The organism is Azospirillum halopraeferens DSM 3675 (assembly GCF_000429625.1).
In the GTDB taxonomy this organism is placed as follows: domain Bacteria; phylum Pseudomonadota; class Alphaproteobacteria; order Azospirillales; family Azospirillaceae; genus Azospirillum; species Azospirillum halopraeferens.
In genome coordinates, this window is record NZ_AUCF01000010.1 from 113,315 (window position 1) to 134,535 (window position 21,221).

Sequence of the window (21,221 nt, forward strand, 5' to 3'; positions counted from 1 at the left end):
GCGCTTCGGGTCGGGCGCTCGCGACAACAAGGAGAAGAAGCGGCCATGGCTTTCCTCGATCGCACGGCGCGCAGCCTGTTCCTCAGCGAGCTTGTGACCGGGCTCGGCCTCACCCTGCGCTACATGTTCAAGCCCAAGGTGACGCTGAACTATCCGCACGAGAAGGGGCCCATCAGCTCGCGCTTCCGCGGCGAGCACGCGCTGCGCCGTTATCCCAACGGCGAGGAGCGCTGCATCGCCTGCAAGCTCTGCGAAGCGGTCTGTCCGGCGCTCGCCATCACCATCGAGGCCGAACCGCGCGAGGACGGCAGCCGCCGCACCACGCGGTACGACATCGACATGACGAAGTGCATCTACTGCGGCTTCTGTCAGGAAGCCTGCCCGGTGGACGCCATCGTCGAAGGTCCGAACTTCGAGTTCTCCACGGAAACCCGCGAGGAACTCTTCTACAACAAGCAGAAGCTGCTGGCGAACGGCGACCGCTGGGAGGCGGAGCTTGCCTCCAACCTTGCGGCCGAAGCGCCCTACCGCTAAGAACCCCCGGGCGAAGCGGGGGCGGGGCCATGCGGCCCGGCCCCCGGCCCAACGCCCGGTACGGACGGATACACCCTCGACCGCGGAGGCGGGGACTTACGATGATTGTGCAAAGCCTGGCATTTTACGTGTTCTCCGCCATCCTGGTGGCCTCCGGCGTGATGGTCATATCGGCGCGGAACCCGGTGCACTCGGTGCTCTACCTCATCCTGGCGTTCTTCCAGGCGGCCGGCCTGTGCGTGCTGATGGGGGCGGAGTTCCTGGCGATGATCCTCATCATCGTCTACGTCGGCGCCGTGGCGGTGCTGTTCCTGTTCGTCGTGATGATGCTCGATATCAACTTCCGGGAGCTGCGCAGCGGCTTTCTACAGTACCTGCCCATCGGCGGGCTGATCGGCTTCATCCTGCTGGCCGAGCTGGCCGTGGTGCTGGGTGCCTGGATCGTGGCTCCGGGTGCGGCCGCGCAGGTCGCGGCACCGGCCCCGCCCATCGACCAGGTGACGAACACGCACGCGCTCGGCATGCTGATCTACACGCATTACGTCTACCTGTTCCAGGCGGCCGGCATCGTCCTCCTGATCGCCATGGTCGGCGCCATCGTGCTGACGCTGCGCCAGCGCGAGGGCGTGCGCAAACAGAACATCGCCGAGCAGCTTGCCCGCCGCCGCGAAGACGCGGTCGTGATCCGCAAGGTGCCGACCGGAGGAGGAATCTAAGCCATGGACATCGGGCTCGGCCATTATCTGACGGTCGCCGCGATCCTGTTCACCCTCGGGGTCTTCGGCATCTTCCTGAACCGCAAGAACGTCATCATCATCCTGATGTCGGTTGAGATGATGCTGCTGGCGGTGAATCTCAACCTCATCGCTTTCTCCGTCTATCTGAACGACCTCGTCGGTCAGGTCTTCTCGCTGATCATCCTCACCGTGGCGGCCGCCGAGGCGGCGATCGGCCTGGCGATCCTGGTGGTCTACTTCCGCAACCGCGGCTCCATCCGAGTCGAAGACATCAACCTGATGAGGGGCTGAGCCGCGCCATGGATGTCATCGTCGTATTCCTCCCGCTGCTGGCGTTCCTCATCGCCGGTGCGATCGCGCTGTTCGCCGGCGCGCCGCACGACGACCACGGCCATGGTCACGGTGACCACGGCCACGGCGGGCACCACAAGGCCGACTGGCGCGATACCGCTTCGCAGTTCGTCACCGCCGGCTCGCTGCTGGTCTGTGCCGTCCTGTCCTGGGTGATCTTCTTCCAGGTGGTCGGCGGCGGCGCCGCGCGCACGGTGGAGCTGTTCACCTGGATCGACAGCGGCACCTTCGAGGTGTCGTGGGCGCTGCGCATCGACCAGCTCACCGCGGTGATGCTGGTGGTGGTCAACACCGTGTCCGCCATGGTGCACGTCTACTCCATCGGCTACATGAGCCACGATCCGAACAAGCCGCGGTTCATGGCCTATCTGTCGCTGTTCACCTTCTTCATGCTGATGCTGGTGACGGCGGACAACCTGGTGCAGATGTTCTTCGGTTGGGAAGGCGTCGGTCTCGCCTCCTACCTGCTGATCAACTTCTGGTACGAGAAGCCATCGGCCAACAACGCGTCGATGAAGGCCTTCCTGGTCAACCGGGTCGGTGACTTCGGCTTTGCACTGGGCATCTTCGCCATCTTCGTGCTGACCGGTTCGGTGACGTTCGACGCGATCTTCGCGCGCGCGCCGGAGATCGCCGGGACCACCATGACCTTCCTGTCGTGGGAAGTGCCCGCACTGACCGTCGCGTGCCTGCTGCTGTTCATGGGCGCCATGGGCAAGTCGGCGCAGCTCGGCCTGCACACCTGGCTGCCGGACGCGATGGAAGGCCCGACTCCGGTGTCGGCCCTCATCCACGCGGCCACCATGGTGACCGCCGGCGTGTTCATGCTCTGCCGCCTGTCGCCGGTGTACGAGTACGCGCCGGCGGCGCTGGAGGTGGTGACGGTGGTCGGTGCCCTGACGGCGTTCGTCGCCGCCACGATCGGCATGACCCAGTTCGACATCAAGCGCGTCATCGCCTATTCGACGATGTCGCAGCTCGGCTACATGTTTTTCGCGGTCGGCGTGTCGGCCTACGGCGCCGCCATGTTCCACCTGTTCACCCATGCCTTCTTCAAGGCCCTCCTGTTCCTCGGCGCCGGCTCGGTCATCCATGCCATGTCGGACGAGCAGGACATGAGGCACATGGGGGGCATCTGGAAGCACATCAAGATCACCTACGCCTTCATGTGGATCGGCAACCTGGCGCTGGCCGGCCTGCCGTTCTTCGCCGGCTACTACTCCAAGGACATGATCCTGGAGGCCGCCTTCGCCGCCCACAGCCCGGTCGGCACCTTCGCCTTCTGGCTGGGCATCGCCGCCGCGGTCATGACCGCCTTCTACTCCTGGCGCCTGCTGATCATGACGTTCCACGGCACGCCGCGCGCCAACGAGCACGTGATGGCGCACGTCCATGAGTCGCCGGCCGTCATGCTGATACCGCTGGGCGTTCTGGCGGCGGGCGCGCTGTTCGCCGGCATGCTGTTCCACAACGGCTTCGTGGGCGACGGCCGGGGCGAGTTCTGGGGGGCATCGATCCTGGTGCTGGAGGCCAACGACAGCATCGAGGCGGCCCACCATCACCTGCCGGGCTGGGTGCCGGTGCTGCCCATCTTCTGCGGCCTGATCGGCATCGCGCTGGCCTACCTGCTCTACATGTTCTTCCCCGGCATTCCCGGCGCCATCGTCCGGACCCTGTCGGGGGCACACCGGTTCATCTACAACAAGTGGTACTTCGACGAGCTGTACGACTGGGCCTTCGTGCGCCCGGCCCGGGCGCTGGGTTACGGTCTGTGGAAGTCGGGCGACGGTGCCGTCATCGACGGCGTGGGGCCGGATGGCGTGGCCGCGGCGACGCGGGACATGGCGGCCCGGGCGGCCCGGCTGCAGTCCGGCTACGTCTACCACTACGCCTTTGCGATGGTGATCGGCGTCGTGCTGCTGATCGTCTGGCTGTCGATGTTCGGCTGATCGGTTAAGGGGGAAGAAGAACAATGGCTGGCTGGCCGATCCTGTCGATCACGACGTTCCTGCCGCTTGTGGGCGCGTTGTTCATCCTGATCATCCGCGGCACGCCCGAGGATGTGAACCGCAACGCCCGCAATGTGGCGCTGTGGACCACGCTGATCACCTTCGTGCTGTCCCTGTTCATCTGGATCAACTTCGATCCGGCGAACCCGAACTACCAGATGGTCGAGAAGGTGGCGTGGATCCCCACCTTCAACATCTCGTACCATATGGGTGTCGACGGCATCTCCATGCTGTTCGTCATCCTCTCCACCTTCCTGATGCCGCTGTGCATCCTGGCGAGCTGGGAATCGGTGAAGACCCGCGTCAAGGAGTACATGATCGCCTTCCTGGTCCTCGAGACCCTGATGGTCGGCATGTTCTGCGCGCTGGACTTCGTCGTCTTCTACATGTTCTTCGAAGGCGTCCTCATCCCGATGTTCCTGATCATCGGCGTGTGGGGCGGGGCGCGGCGGGTGTACGCGGCGTTCAAGTTCTTCCTTTACACCCTGCTCGGCTCGGTGCTGATGCTGCTGGCGATCCTCGCCATGTACTTCCTGGCGGGCACCACCGACATCCCGACGATCACCGCGACGGCGATCCCGCGGGAGATGCAGATGTGGCTGTGGCTGGCCTTCTTCGCCTCCTTCGCGGTGAAGGTGCCGATGTGGCCGGTGCACACCTGGCTGCCCGACGCCCACGTGGAGGCGCCGACCGCCGGGTCGGTCATCCTGGCGGGCGTGCTGCTGAAGATGGGCGGCTACGGCTTCCTGCGCTTCAACATCCCGATCATGCCCGAGGCCACCGAGTTCTTTGCCCCGATGGTCTTCGCGCTGTCGGTCATCGCGGTGATCTACACCTCGCTGGTGGCGCTGGCGCAGGAGGACATGAAGAAGCTGATCGCCTACTCCTCCGTCGCCCACATGGGCTTCGTGACGATCGGCATGTTCACCCTGAACCAGCAGGGCGTCGAGGGCTCGATCTTCCAGATGCTGTCGCACGGCATCGTCTCGGGCGCGCTGTTCCTGTGCGTGGGCGTGGTCTACGACCGGCTGCACACCCGCGAGATCGCGCGCTACGGCGGCCTCGTGCACAACATGCCCAAGTACGCCGTGGTGTTCATGTTCATGACCCTGGCCTCGGTCGGCTTGCCCGGCACCTCGGGGTTCGTGGGTGAGTTCCTGGTGCTGCTGGGCGCCTACCGTGCCAACACCTGGGTGGCCTTCCTGGCCGCCACCGGCCTGGTGCTGGGCGCCGCCTACGCCCTGTGGCTCTACCGCCGGGTGGTGTTCGGCAAGATCACCCGCGACGACGTGCGCGCCATGGCCGACATGAGCCCGCGTGAGATCGCGGTGTTCGCGCCGCTGATCGTGGTGGTGCTGTGGATGGGCATCTACCCGTCGAGCTTCCTCGGCGTCATGTCGGCGTCGGTCGAACAGCTCATCACCGTCTACGAAACCAAGCTGGCCGCGGCGGCGGCCGTTGGCCCCGAACTGGCCGCGCGCTAGAGGACACGCCATGCTCGCAGAATTTCCCGACCTGTGGCCGGCGCTGCCGGAGATCTTCCTGGCCCTCGCCGGTATGGCCCTCCTGATGCTCGGCGTGTTCCGCGGCGACGGGTTCACCCGTCCCGTGGCCTACTTCACCGTCGTCGCCATGCTGTTCGCCGCCGTGCTCACGCTGGGTCTCGGCGAGGCGCGGGTGGTCACCCTGAACGGACTGTTCGTGATGGACGCCTTCGGCGTCTTCATGAAGATCCTGGTCCTCGTCGCGGCGGCCCTGGCCGTGCTGATGTCGCTCTCCTACATCGAGCGCGAGCAGATGCGGCGGTTCGAGTTCCCGGTCCTCATGCTCTTCGCGACGCTGGGCATGATGATGATGATCTCGGCCAACGATCTCATCTCGCTCTACGTCGGCCTGGAGACGCAGTCCCTCGCGCTCTACGTCATCGCCGCGTTCCGGCGTGACTCTGCGCGCTCGGCCGAGGCGGGCCTGAAGTACTTCGTGCTGGGTGCCTTGTCGTCCGGCCTGCTGCTGTACGGCGCCTCGCTGGTCTACGGCTTCGCCGGCACCACCAGCTTCGACCGCATCGCCGCCCTGTTCGATGGCGGCGCCCACGCCTCCACCGGCGTGATCATCGGCCTGGTGTTCGTCGTCGCCGGCCTGGCCTTCAAGATTTCGGCCGTGCCGTTCCATATGTGGACGCCGGACGTCTATGAGGGTGCGCCGACGCCGGTCACCGCCTTTTTCGCCGTGGCCCCGAAGATCGCCGCCATCGCCCTGTTCACCCGCCTGCTGATCGAACCGTTCGGCCACCTGGTCCACCAGTGGCAGCAGATCATCATCGTCGCCTCGATCCTGTCGATGATCCTCGGCTCCTTCGCCGCCATTGTGCAGACCAACATCAAGCGGCTGATGGCTTACAGCTCCATTGGCCACATCGGGTACGCGCTGGTCGGTCTGGCGACGGGCACCGAGGTGGGCGTGCGCGGCGTGCTGATCTACATGGCGATCTACCTGTTCATGAACGTTGGCGCCTTCGCCGTCATCCTCAGCATGAAGCAGAACGGCCGCATGGTGGAGGAGGTGAAGGACCTGGCGGGTCTGGCCCGCACCAGCCCGCTGCTTGCGGCGGCGATGGCCATCTTCATGTTCTCCATGGCCGGCATCCCGCCCATGGCCGGCTTCTTCGGCAAGCTCTATGTGTTCCTGGCGGCCATCGAGGCGCAGCTCTACACCCTGGCGGTGGTCGGCGTGCTGACCAGCGTGGTGGGCGCCTACTACTATCTGCGCATCGTCAAGATCATGTACTTCGACGAGCCGGTGGAAGCCTTCGACCGCATCGGCGATGACGGGATGACCGCCATCCTGGTGGGCACCGGCCTGTTCACGCTGCTGTTCTTCGTCCTGCCGGCGCCGATCCTGAACGGTGCGGCCACGGCGGCACGGACACTGTTCGCGGGATGATCGACGCACCGGTTCCGGGGGCGGCGGCCTGGCAGCCGCCCCCGGGCTTTCGGGTCGTCGCGTACGACACCGTCGGCAGCACGAACGACATCGCGAAGGACCTGGCGCGCTCCGGATCACCGGAGCGCACCGTCGTCTGGGCCCGCCGCCAGACGGCCGGCCGCGGCCGGCGGGGGAGGGCCTGGGAATCGGCTGCGGGGAACCTCTATCTGTCGACCGTGCTGCGGCCGGCGGTGCCGGTCACGGTGGCGGCACAGATCTCCTTCGTCGCGGCCCTGGCCATCGCCGATCTGGCGGCCACCCTGCTGCCGGCCTCCGCCGCGGTGCGCTGCAAATGGCCCAACGACGTCCTTGTGAACGGCCGCAAGCTGGCCGGCATCCTGCTGGAGACCGAGGCCGCCGCCGACGGGACGGTGGCGTGGCTGGTGCTGGGCACCGGCATCAACCTGACCGAGGCGCCGCCGGGCGCCGAGTACCCCGCCACCACCCTGGCCGCCGCGGGGGCGGACCATCCCGTCCCGGAGACGGCGGGGCCGATGTTCCTGGGGGCTCTGGACGGCTGGCTGGAGCGCTGGACCGCCGCCGGGTTCGCCGCCGTGCGCACCGCTTGGCTGGAGCGGGCCGCGGGGGTCGGCGGGCCGGTGGCGGTGCGGCTGGCTGACCGCACGCTGCACGGCACTTTCGTCGACCTGGACGACGACGGCGTGCTGTTGCTCGACTGCGGCGACGGAGCCGGGGTGCGGCGGGTCGCCGCCGGTGACGTCTTCTTTCCCGGGGTGCCGCCCGCGACCGGAGGGGTGTGAGATGCTGCTCGCCATCGATGCCGGCAACACGAACGTGGTCTTCGCCATCTATGACGGCGACGTGCAGCGCGGCCTGTGGCGGATCGGCACCGATCCCCGGCGCACCGCCGACGAGTACATGGTGTGGCTGACCCACCTGATGGCGCTGCGGGCGCTGGCCCCCGGCGATATCGACGGCTGCATCATCGCCAGCGTGGTGCCCGGCGCCACCTTCAACCTGAAGCGCCTGTGCAAGGACCATTTCGGGTGCGAGCCGATGATCGTCGGTCAGCCCACGGTCAGCCTGGGGGCCAAGGCGGTGGTGGAGCGCCCGGACGAGGTGGGCGCCGACCGACTGGTCAACGCGGTGGCCGCCGCCGCCGCCTATCCGCTGCCGCTGATCGTCATCGACTTCGGCACCGCCACCACCTTCGACGTGGTGGACGAGGACGGCAACTACCGCGGCGGCGTCATCGCGCCGGGCATCAACCTGTCCCTGGAAGCGCTGCACATGGCCGCGTCCAAGCTGCCGCGGGTGGAGATCGTGCAGCCCGCCGCGGTGATTGGCCGCAACACGGTGCAATGCATGCAATCCGGCATCTTCTGGGGCTACGTCGGCCTCATCGAAGGGCTGGTGGAACGCATCCGGGCGGAGTACGGCCGGCCCATGACGGTGGTCGGCACCGGCGGCCTGGCTGTATTGTTCGCCAAGGCGACCCATCTTATCGAGCACACGGACGCGGAGCTGACGCTGCGCGGCCTCCTCCTGATCTACAGGCGCAACGCGGCAGCATGAGCATCTCGGCCAACGGCACCTCCGGGCATGGCGGCCCGTTCACCCCCGACGACGACGGTCTCTACTTCGTGCCGCTGGGCGGCTCGGGCGAGATCGGCATGAACCTCAACCTCTATGGCCATCGCGGCAAGTGGTTGATGGTGGACCTCGGCATCTCCTTCGCCGACGACACCATGCCGGGCCTCGACGTCATCATGCCGGACCCCACCTTCATCGCGGAGCAGCGCGAGAATCTGGTCGGCATCGTGCTTACCCACGCCCATGAGGACCATCTGGGCGCCGTGCAGTACCTGTGGCCCATGCTGGACTGCCCGGTCTATGCCACCCCCTTTACCGCGTCGGTGCTGCGCGCCAAGCTCTACGAGCGCCAACTCGCGCACCGCGTGCCGATCGTCGAGGTGCCCCTCGGCGGTTCCGTCGAGGCCGGGCCGTTCCGGGTGGAGTACGTCACCGTCACCCATTCCATCCCGGAACCCAACGCCCTGGCCATCCGCACCGCGGCCGGCACGGTGCTGCACACCGGCGACTGGAAGCTCGACCCGGATCCGCGCGTGGGTCCGGTCACCGACGACGCCCGTCTGCGTGCCATCGGCGACGAAGGGGTGCTGGCGATGCTGTGCGACAGCACCAACGCCCTGGTGCCCGGCCGCTCCGGCTCGGAGGCGGAGGTCCGCAAGACCCTGACCGACCTGATCGGCCGCTATCCCAACCGCGTCGCCGTGACCTGCTTCGCCACCAACGTGGCGCGGTTGGAGAGCATCGCCGCGGCTGCCGCAGCCCACGGGCGCAACGTGGCGCTGGTCGGCCGGTCGCTGTGGCGGATCAACGAAGCGGCGCGCGCCAACGGCTATTTGCACGACACGCCGCCCTTCCTGACGGAGCACGAGGTCAACTTCCTGCCCCGCGACAAGGTCGTCCTGATCTGCACCGGCAGCCAGGGGGAGCCGCGGTCGGCGCTCGCCCGCATCGCCGGCAACGACCACCCGCAGGTCTCGCTGGAGCCGGGCGACACCGTCATCTTTTCATCGCGGGAGATCCCCGGCAATGAACGGGCGATCGGGCGGGTGCAGAACCTGCTGGCGTCGCGCGGCGTCACCGTGGTCACCGCCGACCACGCGCCCGTCCACGTCTCCGGCCATCCGGCGCAGGACGAACTGGTGTCCATGTATCAGTGGGTGCGCCCGCGCATTGCCGTCCCGGTGCACGGCGAGCAGCGCCACCAGCTTGAGCACGCCCGGCTGGCGCGGGACTGCCAGGTGTCCGAAACCGTGGTGCCGACCAACGGCGACGTCATCCGCCTGGCCCCCGGCCCGGCCGAGGTGGTGACGCAGGTGCGCGCCGGGCGCTGGGCGCTGGACGGCAAGAAGCTGGTGCCCCTCGACAACGGGCTGATGCGGTCCCGCCACCGCATGGTGAACAACGGTGCGGCGGTGGCCACGCTGGTGATGAACGGCAAGGGCGAACTGGTCACCGCCCCGCAGATCGCCGTCATGGGGCTGCTGGATGAGACCATCGAACACAACGCACTGCTCGATGTGGTCGACGCGGTGCGCGAGGCGGTGGCGGCGCTGCCCCGTGCGGCGCGGCTGGACGACGCGCCCGTGCGTGAGGCGGCCCGCATCGCCGTGCGGCGCACCCTCAACGCCTCCCACGGCAAGAAGCCGCTGACCGAAGTGCACCTGGTGCGAATCTGAGCGATCCAGGATAACGAACGAAGACCAAGAAACCGGGGGACCATCATCATGATCGGCAAACTGAATCACGTCGCCATCGTCGTTCCCGACCTGCCCGCCGCCACCGCCCTCTACCGCGACACCCTCGGCGCCACGGTGTCGGAGCCGGTCGACCTGCCGCCGCACGGCGTCACGGTGGTGTTCGTCACCCTGCCCAACACCAAGGTGGAACTGCTGCACCCTCTGGGCGACCGGTCGCCGGTGGCGCCGTTCCTGGAGAAGAACCCGTCGGGCGGCATCCACCACATCTGCTATGAGGTGGACGACATCCTGGCCGCCCGTGACAAGCTGAAGGCCGAGGGGGCCCGCGTGCTGGGCGACGGCGAGCCGAAGATCGGGGCGCACGACAAGCCGGTGCTGTTCCTGCACCCCAAGGATTTCTGCGGCACGCTGGTGGAACTGGAGCAGGCGTGAACCGGGCCGGCCGATCGGCCGGCGCGCACCGTCAGGAAAGAGGGCCATATGGGTTGGGTCAGCGGGATCGCCGTCTACTTCGTCGTCTGGTGGGTGGTGCTGTTCGCGGTGCTGCCCTGGGGCGTGCGGGCACCGGACGATCCCCTGCCGGGCACAGCCGAAAGCGCCCCGCAGCAGCCGCGGCTGATGCTGAAGTTTGCGGTCACCACGGTGGTGGCCGCGGTGGTGTGGGCCGGCATCTATGCCGTGGTGGCATCGGATCTGATCTCGTTTCGCGAGATGGCCCGGGGAATGTAGCGGCGCGGCGGCGGCGGGTCCCACCGCCTCCACCGGCGGTCGTTTTTTCGGGGCATATGGCTTTTAGTCGATTCTAATATTCCGTCCGCTGTCTTAAGAAAGGCACCGTGACGAGGCGCCGCATGCAATCCGAAACCATGGTCCCGGCCGAGACGCCAACGGGTCGCCCGCTGACGATCCGTACCCTGTGGGCGCTTCTGGTCGCGTCGGTGGCCGGGCCGGCCCTGATCCTGGCCCTGTTCGCCGTGACGTCCTATCGCGACGAGGTGGCGGCGTCCCGGGCGGCGCTTCAGACCCAGGTGGACGTGCTGTACGAACACACCTTGCGTGTGTTCGATCTCCATCGCATCGTTGTGGAACGCGTGCGCGCGATCGTCGAACTGCGCCGGGGCAATGAACGCGCCATCCACGCGGAATTGCAGCACCTGGCGGCGACGCTGGCACCACTGTCTTCTCTGTGGGTCCTGCGCGCCGATGGCGGGGTGCTGGCGACGTCGGTGGTGCATCCCGTGCCGTCGGGAGTCAACCTGTCGGACCGCGACTATTTCCGCGCCCTGCGCGACGATCCGGCCCGCGACCTCTTTATCAGCGAAGTCGGGCGCGGACGGGTCGATCGGGCCCTGTTCTTCACGGTCGCCGTGCCCATGCGCGACGCCGAGGGGCGGTTCGACGGGCTGATCGCCGTCTCGTCCGATCCCGGCTACTTCAGCGAAGCGTTTCCGCGCCTGCTGCGCGACAGCCGGTTCGACCTGGCCGGCCTGCTGCGGGACGACGGGGCCATCCTGGCGCGCCATCCCGTTGCCTATCCCGCTGCCGAGCCGCCCTTCCCGCGGCTGCCGCCCGACAGCGGCCTGATGACGGCGATAGGCAGGCAGCCGGACCGGGGCGCCTACGTCCATGAGACCTGGAGTGATGACGTTACCCGTTCCTTCGCCTACCGGCGGATCGAGTCGCTGCCGCTCTACGTGGTCGTGGCCCGTTCCACGGCCGACGTGAACGCTGTGTGGGGCGCCAAGCTGGCCGGCTTCCTGCCCGCCTGGGGTATCGCCACCCTGGCCCTGGTCGCCGCCACCCTTTTCGCATTGCGCAACGCCCGGCGCGAGCAGCGGACCCTGGATGCGTTGCGCGACGAGATGCAACGCCGGGACCGGGCCGAGGAGGCGCTGCGGCGCACCCAGCGGTTCGAGGCGATGGGCCAGCTCACCGGCGGCGTCGCCCACGACTTCAACAACGTGCTGCAAGGCATCGGCGGCTGCCTGGCGGCACTCGACCCCCATATCCCGCAGGGTCCGGCCCGCGGGATGTTCGAGGCGGCGCGCCGGAGCGTGGAGCGCGGCGCGGGACTCACCCGGTCCCTGCTGGCCTTCGCCCGGCGCCAGGTCCTGGCGCCGGAGCCGACCGACATCGGCGACATGCTGGACGGGATGCGGCCCTTGCTGGAGCGCACCCTCGGCGGTCTCATCCGGGTGGACATCGCCGTGCCGCCGGATCTGCCCGCGGCCCTGGTGGATCGCGCCGGCATGGAATCCGCCATCCTCAACCTTGCCATCAACGCCCGCGACGCCATGCCCGCGGGCGGGCTGTTGACGCTGCGGGCCAGGGAGGTGCGCGTGGGCGACGGCGGGGACGCGGTCCACCCGCCCGACCTGGCGCCCGGCCGCTATGTGGCGGTGATGGTGGAGGATACGGGCATCGGCATGGACGACGCCACTCTTGCCCGCGCCTTCGAACCCTTCTTCACCACCAAGGAGGTGGGCCGGGGCTCCGGCCTCGGATTGCCCATGGTGCACGGGATGGCGGCGCAACTGGGCGGCGGTGTCCACATCGCCAGCGCCGTCGGACGGGGAACGACGGTCACCGTCTGCCTGCCGTGTGCCACCACCGCGCCGGCGCCGGCGACCGTTGCGCCGCCCGTTCCGGCACCGGACGAGGCAAAGAAGGCGGACGAGGCCGGCGGCGGCGAACGGGTGGTGCTGCTGGTCGATGACGACGCGGTCATCCGCGTCGCCATGACGGCCGTGCTGGAAATGGCGGGGTTCCGGGTGCGCGAGGCGGGTGAGGGCACGTCGGCCCTGGCCCTGCTGCGGGACCACCCCGACATCGGCGCCCTGGTCACCGACTACGCCATGCCCGGCATGACCGGAGCGGTTCTGGCGCGGGAGGCGCGCCGCCTGCGCCCCGGCCTGCCGGTGCTGGTGATCACCGGCTACGCCGAGGCGCCCGACGGGATCGACTGCGACGGGCTGTTGCAGAAGCCGTTCCGGCCGCCCGATCTGACGGCCCGCCTCGGCGCCCTTCTGGATCGGCAGGCGGCGTCCGGCACCGTCCCGAAACCGTAACGTTCGTCTGCTACTGAAGGGGCCCTCGCGCGGGGGCTCCTCGGGCCCCGTCGCAAAGAACGCAAGGAAGGGGCACGAGACGATGGGATTCCCGAAGCATCTGGCCGCCGCGGCGCTGCTGTCGCTCGCCGCCGGCGCCGCCGCCGCCGCACCCTCGGGCACGCTGACGGTCTACACCTCGCAGCCGACGGACCAGATGGCCGCGGTGGTCAAGGCGTTCACCGCCGCCCACCCCGATGTGACGGTGGAGCTGTTCCGCTCCGGCACCACCGAGGTGATGAACAAGCTGCAGGCGGAGTTCACCGCCGGTGATCCCCGGGCCGACGTGGTGCTGATCGCCGACGCGGTGGCGACCACCCAGCTCAAGAACGACGGCCGTCTGCTGGCCTACCCCGACGCTCCGACCGGTGCCGTCCCGGCGGCTCTGATCGACCCCGACCGCACCTTCTTCGGCACCAAGCTGATCACCACCGGCATTGTCTACAACACGGGTCTTGTGACGACCCCGCCGGTGTCGTGGAACGATCTGAAGACGGCGGACGCCGCCCGGGCCACCATCATGCCCAGCCCCCTCTATTCGGGCGCCGCCGCCATCCACGTCGGCACCATGGTGCAGCAGCCGGCCTTCGGCTGGTCCTATTATGAGGAACTGGCCAAAGGCGGCGCCGTCGCCGGCAAGGGCAACGGGTCCGTCATCGAGGCGGTCGCCCGAGGCGAGAAGGCCTACGGCATCATCATCGAGTACATGGCGCTGAACGCCCGGGCCAAGGGCTCGCCCGTCGGTTTCGTGGTGCCGCAGGAAGGCGTCAGCGTCATCACCCAGCCCGTCGCCATCCTGAAGACGGCGAAGAACGTGGAAGCGGCCAAGGCGTTCGTCGCCTGGCAGTTGTCCGAGGCGGCGCAACGCCAGGCGGTGGAGCAGGGCTACTACCCGGTGATCCCCGGCATGGCCGCTCCGGAGGGCTATCCCGACCTCAAGTCGGTGCGCATCCTGGAGGCCGATCCGGCCGTCATGCTGAAGTCCGACGAAGAGATGAAGAAGACCTTTGCCGATCTGTTCGGGGGGTGACGGCGTGACGGATCATGCGCCGGCGGTGGCGATGAGCGCCCGCCGCCCGGCGTTTCCGGCGGTGAACGGGGAGGCCCTGCTGCTGGCGGGGCTGCTCCTCTATCTCGGCGTGCTGGCGCTGTGGCCGCTGGCCCGTCTGTTCGCGGAGGCTCTGGCCCCCGCCGACGGTGCGCCGTTCGGGCTGCTGGCCGAGGTGTGGGGCAGCCGCGCCACCCGGCGCGCACTGGTGAACACGCTGGAGGCCGGGCTGTGGTCGGCCCTGCTGTCGGTGGCGATCGGCACCGCCGCGGCGCTGCTCGTCGGATTGACGGACGTCCGCGCCAAGTCGGCCGTGGTGTTCCTGCTGTTGATTCCCCTGCTGATCCCGCCGCAGATCACCGCCCTGGCCTGGCTGGAACTGGCCGGGCCGTCCAGCCCGATCCTCGGCCCGGTGGGTCTGGCACCGCCGCCGGGCGGCACCAACCCGCTCTATTCCGCCGGCGGCGTCATCCTGGTCATGGGGGTGGAGCACGCCACCATCGTCTTCCTGGCGGTGCGGGCCGGGCTGCGCGCCCTGCCGCGCGACCTGGTGGAGGCGGCGCGGCTGTCCGGCGCCGGCCCCCTGCGCGTCACCGCCGGAGTGATCCTGCCGCTGCTGCGCCCTGCCGTCCTGGCGGGGGCGGCGCTGGCCTTCGTGTCGGCCATCGGCAACTTCGGCGTTCCCGCCCTGCTGGGCATTCCCGGTCGCTACCCCGTGCTGACGACGCTGATCTACCAGCGCCTCAACGGCTTCGGACCCAAGGTGCTGGGCGAGGTGGCGGCCCTGGCGCTGATCCTGGCCGTGCTGGCCGCCGCCGGGCTGGGCCTGCGCGCGCTGCTGGCGTCCCGCGGCTCCGCCGTGGTGGACCGTACGGCGGGGGGCGCGGCGCCCTTCGCGCTGGGCCGGGCCCGCCCGTGGGTGGAGGCGGCGCTGTGGGGGGCGCTGCTGGTGCTGTCGGTGCTGCCGCTGCTGGCGTTGCTGGCCGCGTCGCTCAGCCCGGCCCTCGGCGTCGCGCCGGGGCCGGACACGGCGACCCTGGCCAACTACCGGTTCGCGCTTCTGGAGCAGGAGGCGGTGCGCCGCGCCTTCGCCAACAGCTTCGCCCTGGCGGCGACCGCCGCCGCGGTGTCGGCGCTGGTGGGGGTGCCGCTGGCCTATCTGCTGGTGTTCCGGCGCAGCCGGGTGGCTCGCGTCCTCGATCTGGCGGCCGACGCGCCCTACGCGGTGCCGGGCATCGTGCTGTCCATCGCGGTGATCCTGGTGTTCCTGCCGCCGCTGCCGCTGCTGGGGTTCAGCCTGTACGGCACCATGGGCATCCTGCTGGCCGCCTACCTCGCGCGTTTCCTGGCGCTGGCCCTGCGCCCGGCGGTGGCGGGCATGGAGACGCTGGATCGGGCGCTGGAGGAGGCGGCGCAGGTGGCCGGGGCGGGCGTGCTGCGCCGTCTGGTCACGGTGATCCTGCCGCTGGCTGCACCCTCGGCGGCGGCCGGCGGGCTTCTGGTCTTCATGACCGCGTTCAACGAACTGACGGTGTCGGCCCTGCTGTGGTCGACGGGCAACGAGACGCTGGGTGTGATGGTGTTCGCGCTGCATTACGAAGGCAATTCTCCGGCGGCGGCGGCGGTGGCGGCGGTCAGCGTGGCGGTGACGCTGGCGCTGGCCCTGCTGGTCAGTCTGGCCGGCCGCCGGCTTCCGGAAGGGGTGGTGCCATGGCGGGCCTGACACTGGACCGGGTGACCCGGCGGTTCGGCCCGGCCGTGGCGGTGGACGGGGTGTCCCTGGAGGTGCGCGACGGGGAGTTCGTGGCCCTGCTCGGTCCCTCCGGCTGCGGCAAGACGACGTTGCTGCGCCTGGTCGCCGGGTTCGAGGCGCCGGACGACGGGGTCATCGCCATCGGCGGCGAGACGGTGGCGCGCCCCGGCGCCGTCGTCCCGCCCGAGCGCCGCGGCCTCGGCATGGTCTTCCAGTCCTACGCCCTGTGGCCGCACATGAGCGTGGCCGACAACGTCGCCTATGCGCTGAAGGTGCGCCGGCTGCCCGCGGCCGAGCGGACCGCGCGGGTGGCCCGGGCGCTGGAGCTGGTGGGGCTGGCCGGCCTGGCGGGACGGAGGCCGCAGCAGCTTTCCGGCGGGCAGCGGCAACGGGTGGCGCTGGCGCGCTGTCTTGCCATGCGCCCGCGCGTCGTGCTGCTGGACGAACCCCTGGCCAACCTGGACGCCCACCTGCGCGACGCCATGCAGGAGGAGTTTCGCCGCGTCCACCGGGAAACCGGAGCCACCATCCTGTACGTCACCCACGACCAGGCGGAGGCCATGGCGCTGGCCGACCGCGTGGCGGTGATGGACCGCGGCCGGCTCGAACAGGTGGCGACGCCGCGCGACCTCTATCGTGCGCCGGCCACCGCCATGGTGGCGGGTTTCGTCGGGCGCGGCATGCTGGTGCCGGTGACGGTGCGGAGCGGGGCCGGGGCCGGGCGGGTCGCCGTCGGCCTGTGGGGTCATGGCGCCGTCGTTCGCGGCGACGGCTGTCCCGGGGAATCGCGGCGGCTGTGCCTGCGCGCCCGCGACCTGGACCTGGCGCCCGCCGACGGCGAGGGTGTGCTGGCGGCCCGCGTGGTCGGGATCGCCTTTCAGGGGGCCGTGTCGCGGGTCACCCTGGCCGCCGGTCCGTCCGGCGCCGAACTGCATCTGGACTGCGAGGGCGAGCCGCCGCCGCCCGGCGTGGCCGTGGGGGTGAGGGTGCGCGACGGCTGGCTGCTGCCGGAGGGGTAGGGTGGTGGCGCGCCTCACCGTCCTGTCCGGCGTCGGCGCCAAGGGGCCGGCCTGCTTCCTGGTGGAGGCGGCCGGGCGCCGCCTGCTGCTCGACCTGGGCGAAGGGCCCGATGCCGGGATGCGGCCCGACCTGTCGGGACTGGACCGGGTCGACGCGATCCTGCTGAGCCACGGCCATCCGGACCACACCGGGGCGCTCGACCTGCGCCGCCGGCTGGGCGATCCGCCGGTCTGGGCCACGGCGCCGGTCCTGGAGGCGCTGCCCGTGCCCGAAGCGGATCGGCGGGTGCTGCCGCTGCGCGGGATCACCGAGGTGTCCGGGGTGGTCGTCGAAACGGGCCGGTCGGGGCATGCGCCGGGCGGGGTGTGGCTGCGCCCGGCGGTCGGCGGCGGGCTTCTCTACATGGGCGATTCCTGCCCGGAATCGGACGTTTACGCCTACGACCCGCCGCCGCCGGCAGCCACCCTGGTGCTGGACGCGTCCTACGGTGTGTGGGACGACACGCGCGCGGCGTGCCGGGCGGCCCTCGATCCGTGGTTCGACCGTCCGGCGTTGGTGATGCCGGTGCCGGCCGGCGGTCGCGGTCCGGAGATCGCCCTGCACCTGTTGGCCACCGGCCGGCCGCCGCCGGCCCTCGACGCCGCCAACCGGGCGGCGCTGGACCGGCTCACGGGCGACGGTGCCGATGGCGTGCGGCCGGGGGCGCTGTCCGGCCTGCGCCGGCTGGCCGCCGTGCCGGGCACCGCGACGGCGGAACGTCCGGTGCACGGGATCGTGCTGGCCGCCACGGCCGACGCATCCGGCGGGCTGGCGGGGACGCTCGCGGCGGCCTGCGCCGATGCGGCGGAGCCGGCCATCCTCTTCACCGGGTATCTCGGCCGGGGCACGCCGGCGGAGCGGCTGGTCGCCGCCGGCCGTGCCGCGGTCCTGCGCTGGCCGGTGCACCCGCGCCTGTCGGCCAACGCCGACCTGGTGCGGGCGACGGCGGCGGTGCGGGTGGTACCCGCCTTTGGTGACGCCCGGCACCTGGCCGTCTGGTCGAAGACCTTCGCCCCGGCCGCCGTGACCCTTGACCGGACCGTCGACCTTTAGCCGAGACGCCGACGCCGTTCGGGGCAGATGATGCCTCACCGGATTGCCTATTGAATCGGCAAAACTGCGCCTTGTCTTTGAGCTAATGCCCTATGATCAGGCAAAAATAGAAAAACTTTGGTTGAGTGAAGGGGGTGCTTCCAAATTGGTCTTGCCTTGTTCGGAGTACAGTCGCACACTTACATGGTGACGAGGGTTTGTACTCTCTGACCGACGCCTGGTGGCGATTCCTCCCTTGACTCGGGCCGCGCGGCTGACGCTTCGCGGCCCTTTTCTTTGTGGTCGTGGTGGCCGGGCACAGCGGAATGGGATAGGGTCTCCGGGGGTGTCCGGATATGCCGAAGGTTGCTCCGGAAAGATTATCCTCCTTAGGATTTTCTTAAGGGCACCGCTTTGAAAGTTACGGCAAATTCGATAGGCCCGACCCCGGTGCTCCGGAGCGCCGACGGTGGTGGCTGTGCGTCGTGGAGGGCGGACCGGTGCCGTCGCTCCCTTGCCGGGGGCGACCAGGATTGAGGCGTGCATGACCGCGAACGAGACGGAGCGATTCGAGCAATTCGCGGCGGTCCTGCAGACCGAGCTGCTCGAACGAACGAAGAAGACGCTGGAACTGCTGGTGCCCGAACGGCAGGCCTGTGCGCCCCTGCCGTTTGCTCAGACTCCATCCTTCATCGACATCTACGCCGAGGTGGTGCGGGTCGGCATCTTTCCCGTGGTGCTGAGCCGGCGGCCGGTGCGTGCCATCATGGGCGACGTGGACTGGACCAGGGAAGGGCGGGAATACCTGCTGACCGTGCTGGACGACCGATCCAATGCGGTCTTCACCTCCTGGGACTATGCCTGGGATGCTCTGTGGGACGAGCGCAAGGCCAGCGCCTCCTCCGCGTCCGCCCAGCCCGAGCGCAAGAAAGGTTTCCTCAGCGCCCTGTTCGGCCGCCGGTCCCGCGGCGCGCCGGATCCGCGCCCGTCGAACGGCGATGGGGACGGGGATGGCCCGGTCATGGCCGGGCTCTACACCATGCTGAACCAGTTGGCGGAAAAGAAGGGCTTCCTGCCCCTGTTCCACGACGACATCAAGGTGTTCAAGGGGCTGGTGCGGGTGAAGCCGGCGCGCGTCCTTGCTGCGACCAAGGAACTGGCGCAGTATCACCGCCAGGAGTTCGAGCTGACCGGGCATGAGCAGGCCAAGGCCGGCGTTCTGTCCGATGCCCTGCAGAAATGGCAGTTCAACCTGCCCGACCGCATCGGCGAGTTCCTCGTGCTGAAGGCGGCTGTCGATTTCGAGCACGTCAACAAGGCGTTCGTGGGAAAGTACATCCGCCAGTCCGCCCGCACCCAGGAAGAGGCGGAGCGCGGCATGCCCTATCTCACCCTCTACTGGAAGGCGATGTCCCATGCCGTCATGCCGCAGGATTGATGCCGCCCTCGTCGTGCTGGCGCTGGCGGTGGCGCTGCCGGTTCCGGCCGCGGCCGGCGACGCGGAATGCCAATGGCTGACGGCGCACCGCCCCGCGCCGGATGTGGAGTTCACGCCGGGCGTCGACGTGCACGGACACCCCGTGGCCCCCGCCGACCTGCCGGGCTCGGCCGGGGCGGCGCCCCGCCCGGACCGGTTCGAGATCCCGGTCAGCCTGGCCTTCCTGCGCCGTGCCGGCGTGGCGGTTCCCCCCTCCGTCCTGCCGCCGGGGACCGAGATCGGCCGGCTGGTGGTCGAGGGCGGGCGGCTCAGCTTCAACGGCCAGCCGCTGGGCGGCGCCGACGCCGACCGCCTCTACGCTCTGTGCGGCCCGCGACGGTGAACCGCGGTGGACACGGCGGCCACTCCTTCCTAAAGTCCGGCTTTCCGTTGCACCGGCATCGTTCCGGCCCCGACCCAGCGAGAGTGCACCCCATGCGGATGTCCGCCTTTTTCCTGCCGACCCTGAAGGAAACCCCCACCGAGGCGCAGATCGTCTCGCACCGGCTGATGCTGCGGGCCGGCATGATCCGGCAGACCAGCGCCGGGATCTATTCCTGGCTGCCGCTGGGCTGGCGGGTGCTGCGCCGGATCGAGCAGATCGTGCGCGAGGAGCAGGACGCCGCCGGTGCCCAGGAGGTGCTGATGCCGACCATCCAGTCGGCCGATCTGTGGCGGGAGAGCGGGCGTTATGACGATTACGGCAAGGAGATGCTGCGCATCACCGACCGTCATGAGCGCGAGATGCTCTACGGTCCCACGAACGAGGAGATGATCACCGACATCTTCCGCACCTTCGTGAAGAGCTACCGGCAGCTTCCCCTCAACCTCTACCACATCCAGTGGAAGTTCCGGGACGAGATCCGCCCCCGCTTCGGGGTCATGCGCGGCCGCGAGTTCCTGATGAAGGACGCCTATTCCTTCGATATCGACGCGGCCGGGGCCAAGCGGTCCTATCAGGCCATGTTCCTGGCCTATCTGCGCACCTTCGCCCGCATGGGGCTGAAGGCGATCCCCATGCGCGCCGACACCGGCCCCATCGGCGGCGATCTCAGCCACGAGTTCATCATTCTGGCCGAGACGGGCGAAAGCGGCGTGTTCTGCGACAAGCAGTGGCTCGACCTCGACGTCCTCGCCGAAGCGCCGAATCACGGCGACGATCTGCAGGCGTTCTTCGACCGCTTCACGTCGATCTACGCCGCGACCGACGAGAAGCACGACGCCGACGACCCCTCGACGCCCAAGGACCTGGTGTCCGCCCGCGGCATCGAGGTCGGCCACATCTTCTACTTCGGCACCAAGTATTCCAAGCCCATGAACGCCGCCGTCGCCGGCCCGGACGGCGAGCCCGTGCTCGTGGAGATGGGCAGCTACGGCATCGGCGTGTCGCGGCTGGTGGCCGCCATCATCGAGGCCAGCCACGACGAGAACGGCATCATCTGGCCGGACGCGGTGGCGCCCTTCAAGGTCGGGCTGATCAACCTGAAGCCCGGCGACGCGGAAACCGACCGGGTGTGCGGCGACCTCTACGCCGGGCTGGGGGCATCCGGCGTCGACGTGCTGTACGACGACCGGGACGAGCGGCCGGGCGTGAAGTTCGCCGACATGGACCTGATCGGCCTGCCCTGGCACCTCGTGGTCGGCCCCCGCGGCCTGAAGAACGGCACGGTGGAGCTGAAGCGCCGCGCCACCGGTGCGCGCGAGGAGCTGTCCGTCGAGGCGGCGCTGGCGAAGCTGATCGCCTGATCCTGCGACCCCGCGGCCGGCACCGGTTGAGCGCCCGGCCGGCCGCGGCGGCAGTGCTCCCTTTCTTTTGCCACCATCGGCCCCTATGGTGCGGACCACGCTTCCCGTCGTTCCGTCCCGGACCCAGCCCCC

General features: G+C 69.3%; 19 protein-coding genes. All 19 read left to right on the forward strand.

Annotated elements, in window-relative coordinates; translation table 11 throughout:
* Positions 1–45 precede the first annotated feature (45 nt).
* The 19 genes from nuoI to proS all read left to right on the forward strand — a co-directional run bounded on the left by nuoI (position 46) and on the right by proS (position 21,089).
* Positions 46–534, forward strand: coding sequence for an NADH-quinone oxidoreductase subunit NuoI (gene nuoI / locus G472_RS0111155; RefSeq protein ID WP_029008460.1), 489 nt, complete (start codon positions 46–48; stop codon positions 532–534).
* A 101-nt stretch (positions 535–635) separates the two neighbouring features.
* Positions 636–1,250 (forward strand): NADH-quinone oxidoreductase subunit J, encoded by a 615-nt coding sequence (locus tag G472_RS0111160; RefSeq protein WP_029008461.1) that lies wholly within the window; start codon positions 636–638, stop codon positions 1,248–1,250.
* A gap of 3 nt (positions 1,251–1,253) precedes the next feature.
* Entirely contained in the window at positions 1,254–1,562 is a 309-nt protein-coding gene (nuoK, locus tag G472_RS0111165) for an NADH-quinone oxidoreductase subunit NuoK (protein WP_029008462.1), read from the forward strand.
* Between the two features lie 8 nt (positions 1,563–1,570).
* Positions 1,571–3,571 carry an NADH-quinone oxidoreductase subunit L gene (gene nuoL / locus G472_RS0111170; RefSeq protein WP_029008463.1) on the forward strand — a complete coding sequence of 667 codons (2,001 nt, stop codon included), beginning with the start codon at positions 1,571–1,573 and terminating at the stop codon, positions 3,569–3,571.
* Positions 3,572–3,594: 23 nt separating this feature from the next.
* Positions 3,595–5,115: an NADH-quinone oxidoreductase subunit M gene (locus G472_RS0111175; RefSeq protein WP_029008464.1), complete on the forward strand. Its 1,521-nt coding sequence runs from the start codon at positions 3,595–3,597 to the stop codon at positions 5,113–5,115.
* Positions 5,116–5,125: 10 nt separating this feature from the next.
* Positions 5,126–6,574: an NADH-quinone oxidoreductase subunit NuoN gene (gene nuoN, locus G472_RS0111180; protein ID WP_029008465.1), complete on the forward strand. Its 1,449-nt coding sequence runs from the start codon at positions 5,126–5,128 to the stop codon at positions 6,572–6,574.
* A complete protein-coding gene (locus tag G472_RS0111185; protein ID WP_029008466.1) occupies positions 6,571–7,377 on the forward strand; it encodes a biotin--[acetyl-CoA-carboxylase] ligase in 807 nt (268 codons plus the stop codon). Before nuoN ends, G472_RS0111185 begins: the two co-directional genes overlap by 4 nt.
* 1 nt (position 7,378) lies before the next feature.
* The gene (locus tag G472_RS0111190) at positions 7,379–8,152 is read left to right on the forward strand and encodes a type III pantothenate kinase (RefSeq protein ID WP_029008467.1); all 774 of its coding nucleotides are present in this window, start codon (positions 7,379–7,381) and stop codon (positions 8,150–8,152) included.
* Positions 8,149–9,846, forward strand: coding sequence for a ribonuclease J (locus tag G472_RS0111195; protein WP_084536583.1), 1,698 nt, complete (start codon positions 8,149–8,151; stop codon positions 9,844–9,846). The genes G472_RS0111190 and G472_RS0111195 overlap by 4 nt, the downstream gene beginning before the upstream one ends.
* A 48-nt stretch (positions 9,847–9,894) precedes the next feature.
* Positions 9,895–10,299: a methylmalonyl-CoA epimerase gene (mce, locus tag G472_RS0111200; RefSeq protein ID WP_029008469.1), complete on the forward strand. Its 405-nt coding sequence runs from the start codon at positions 9,895–9,897 to the stop codon at positions 10,297–10,299.
* 48 nt (positions 10,300–10,347) lie between these two features.
* A complete protein-coding gene (locus G472_RS0111205) occupies positions 10,348–10,596 on the forward strand; it encodes a DUF1467 family protein (RefSeq protein WP_029008470.1) in 249 nt (82 codons plus the stop codon).
* A 122-nt stretch (positions 10,597–10,718) separates the two neighbouring features.
* On the forward strand, positions 10,719–12,935 hold the full coding sequence (locus tag G472_RS32575) for an ATP-binding protein (protein ID WP_051340692.1): 2,217 nt from the start codon (positions 10,719–10,721) through the stop codon (positions 12,933–12,935).
* An 82-nt stretch (positions 12,936–13,017) separates the two neighbouring features.
* Complete coding sequence (locus G472_RS0111215; protein WP_029008471.1) at positions 13,018–14,004, forward strand: ABC transporter substrate-binding protein; 987 nt, start codon at positions 13,018–13,020, stop codon at positions 14,002–14,004.
* A gap of 4 nt (positions 14,005–14,008) precedes the next feature.
* Positions 14,009–15,745 (forward strand): ABC transporter permease, encoded by a 1,737-nt coding sequence (locus G472_RS0111220; RefSeq protein WP_245593460.1) that lies wholly within the window; start codon positions 14,009–14,011, stop codon positions 15,743–15,745.
* Positions 15,733–16,794: an ABC transporter ATP-binding protein gene (locus tag G472_RS0111225; RefSeq protein WP_029008473.1), complete on the forward strand. Its 1,062-nt coding sequence runs from the start codon at positions 15,733–15,735 to the stop codon at positions 16,792–16,794. The genes G472_RS0111220 and G472_RS0111225 overlap by 13 nt, the downstream gene beginning before the upstream one ends.
* A gap of 4 nt (positions 16,795–16,798) precedes the next feature.
* On the forward strand, positions 16,799–17,887 hold the full coding sequence (locus tag G472_RS0111230) for an MBL fold metallo-hydrolase (protein WP_029008474.1): 1,089 nt from the start codon (positions 16,799–16,801) through the stop codon (positions 17,885–17,887).
* Positions 17,888–18,410: 523 nt separating this feature from the next.
* Positions 18,411–19,304, forward strand: a complete 894-nt coding sequence (locus tag G472_RS0111235; protein WP_035692023.1) for a hypothetical protein — start codon at positions 18,411–18,413, stop codon at positions 19,302–19,304.
* The gene (locus G472_RS32580; RefSeq protein WP_029008476.1) at positions 19,282–19,686 is read left to right on the forward strand and encodes a hypothetical protein; all 405 of its coding nucleotides are present in this window, start codon (positions 19,282–19,284) and stop codon (positions 19,684–19,686) included. The genes G472_RS0111235 and G472_RS32580 overlap by 23 nt, the downstream gene beginning before the upstream one ends.
* A 92-nt stretch (positions 19,687–19,778) precedes the next feature.
* The gene (gene proS / locus G472_RS0111245; RefSeq protein WP_029008477.1) at positions 19,779–21,089 is read left to right on the forward strand and encodes a proline--tRNA ligase; all 1,311 of its coding nucleotides are present in this window, start codon (positions 19,779–19,781) and stop codon (positions 21,087–21,089) included.
* The last annotated feature ends 132 nt before the right edge of the window (positions 21,090–21,221 follow it).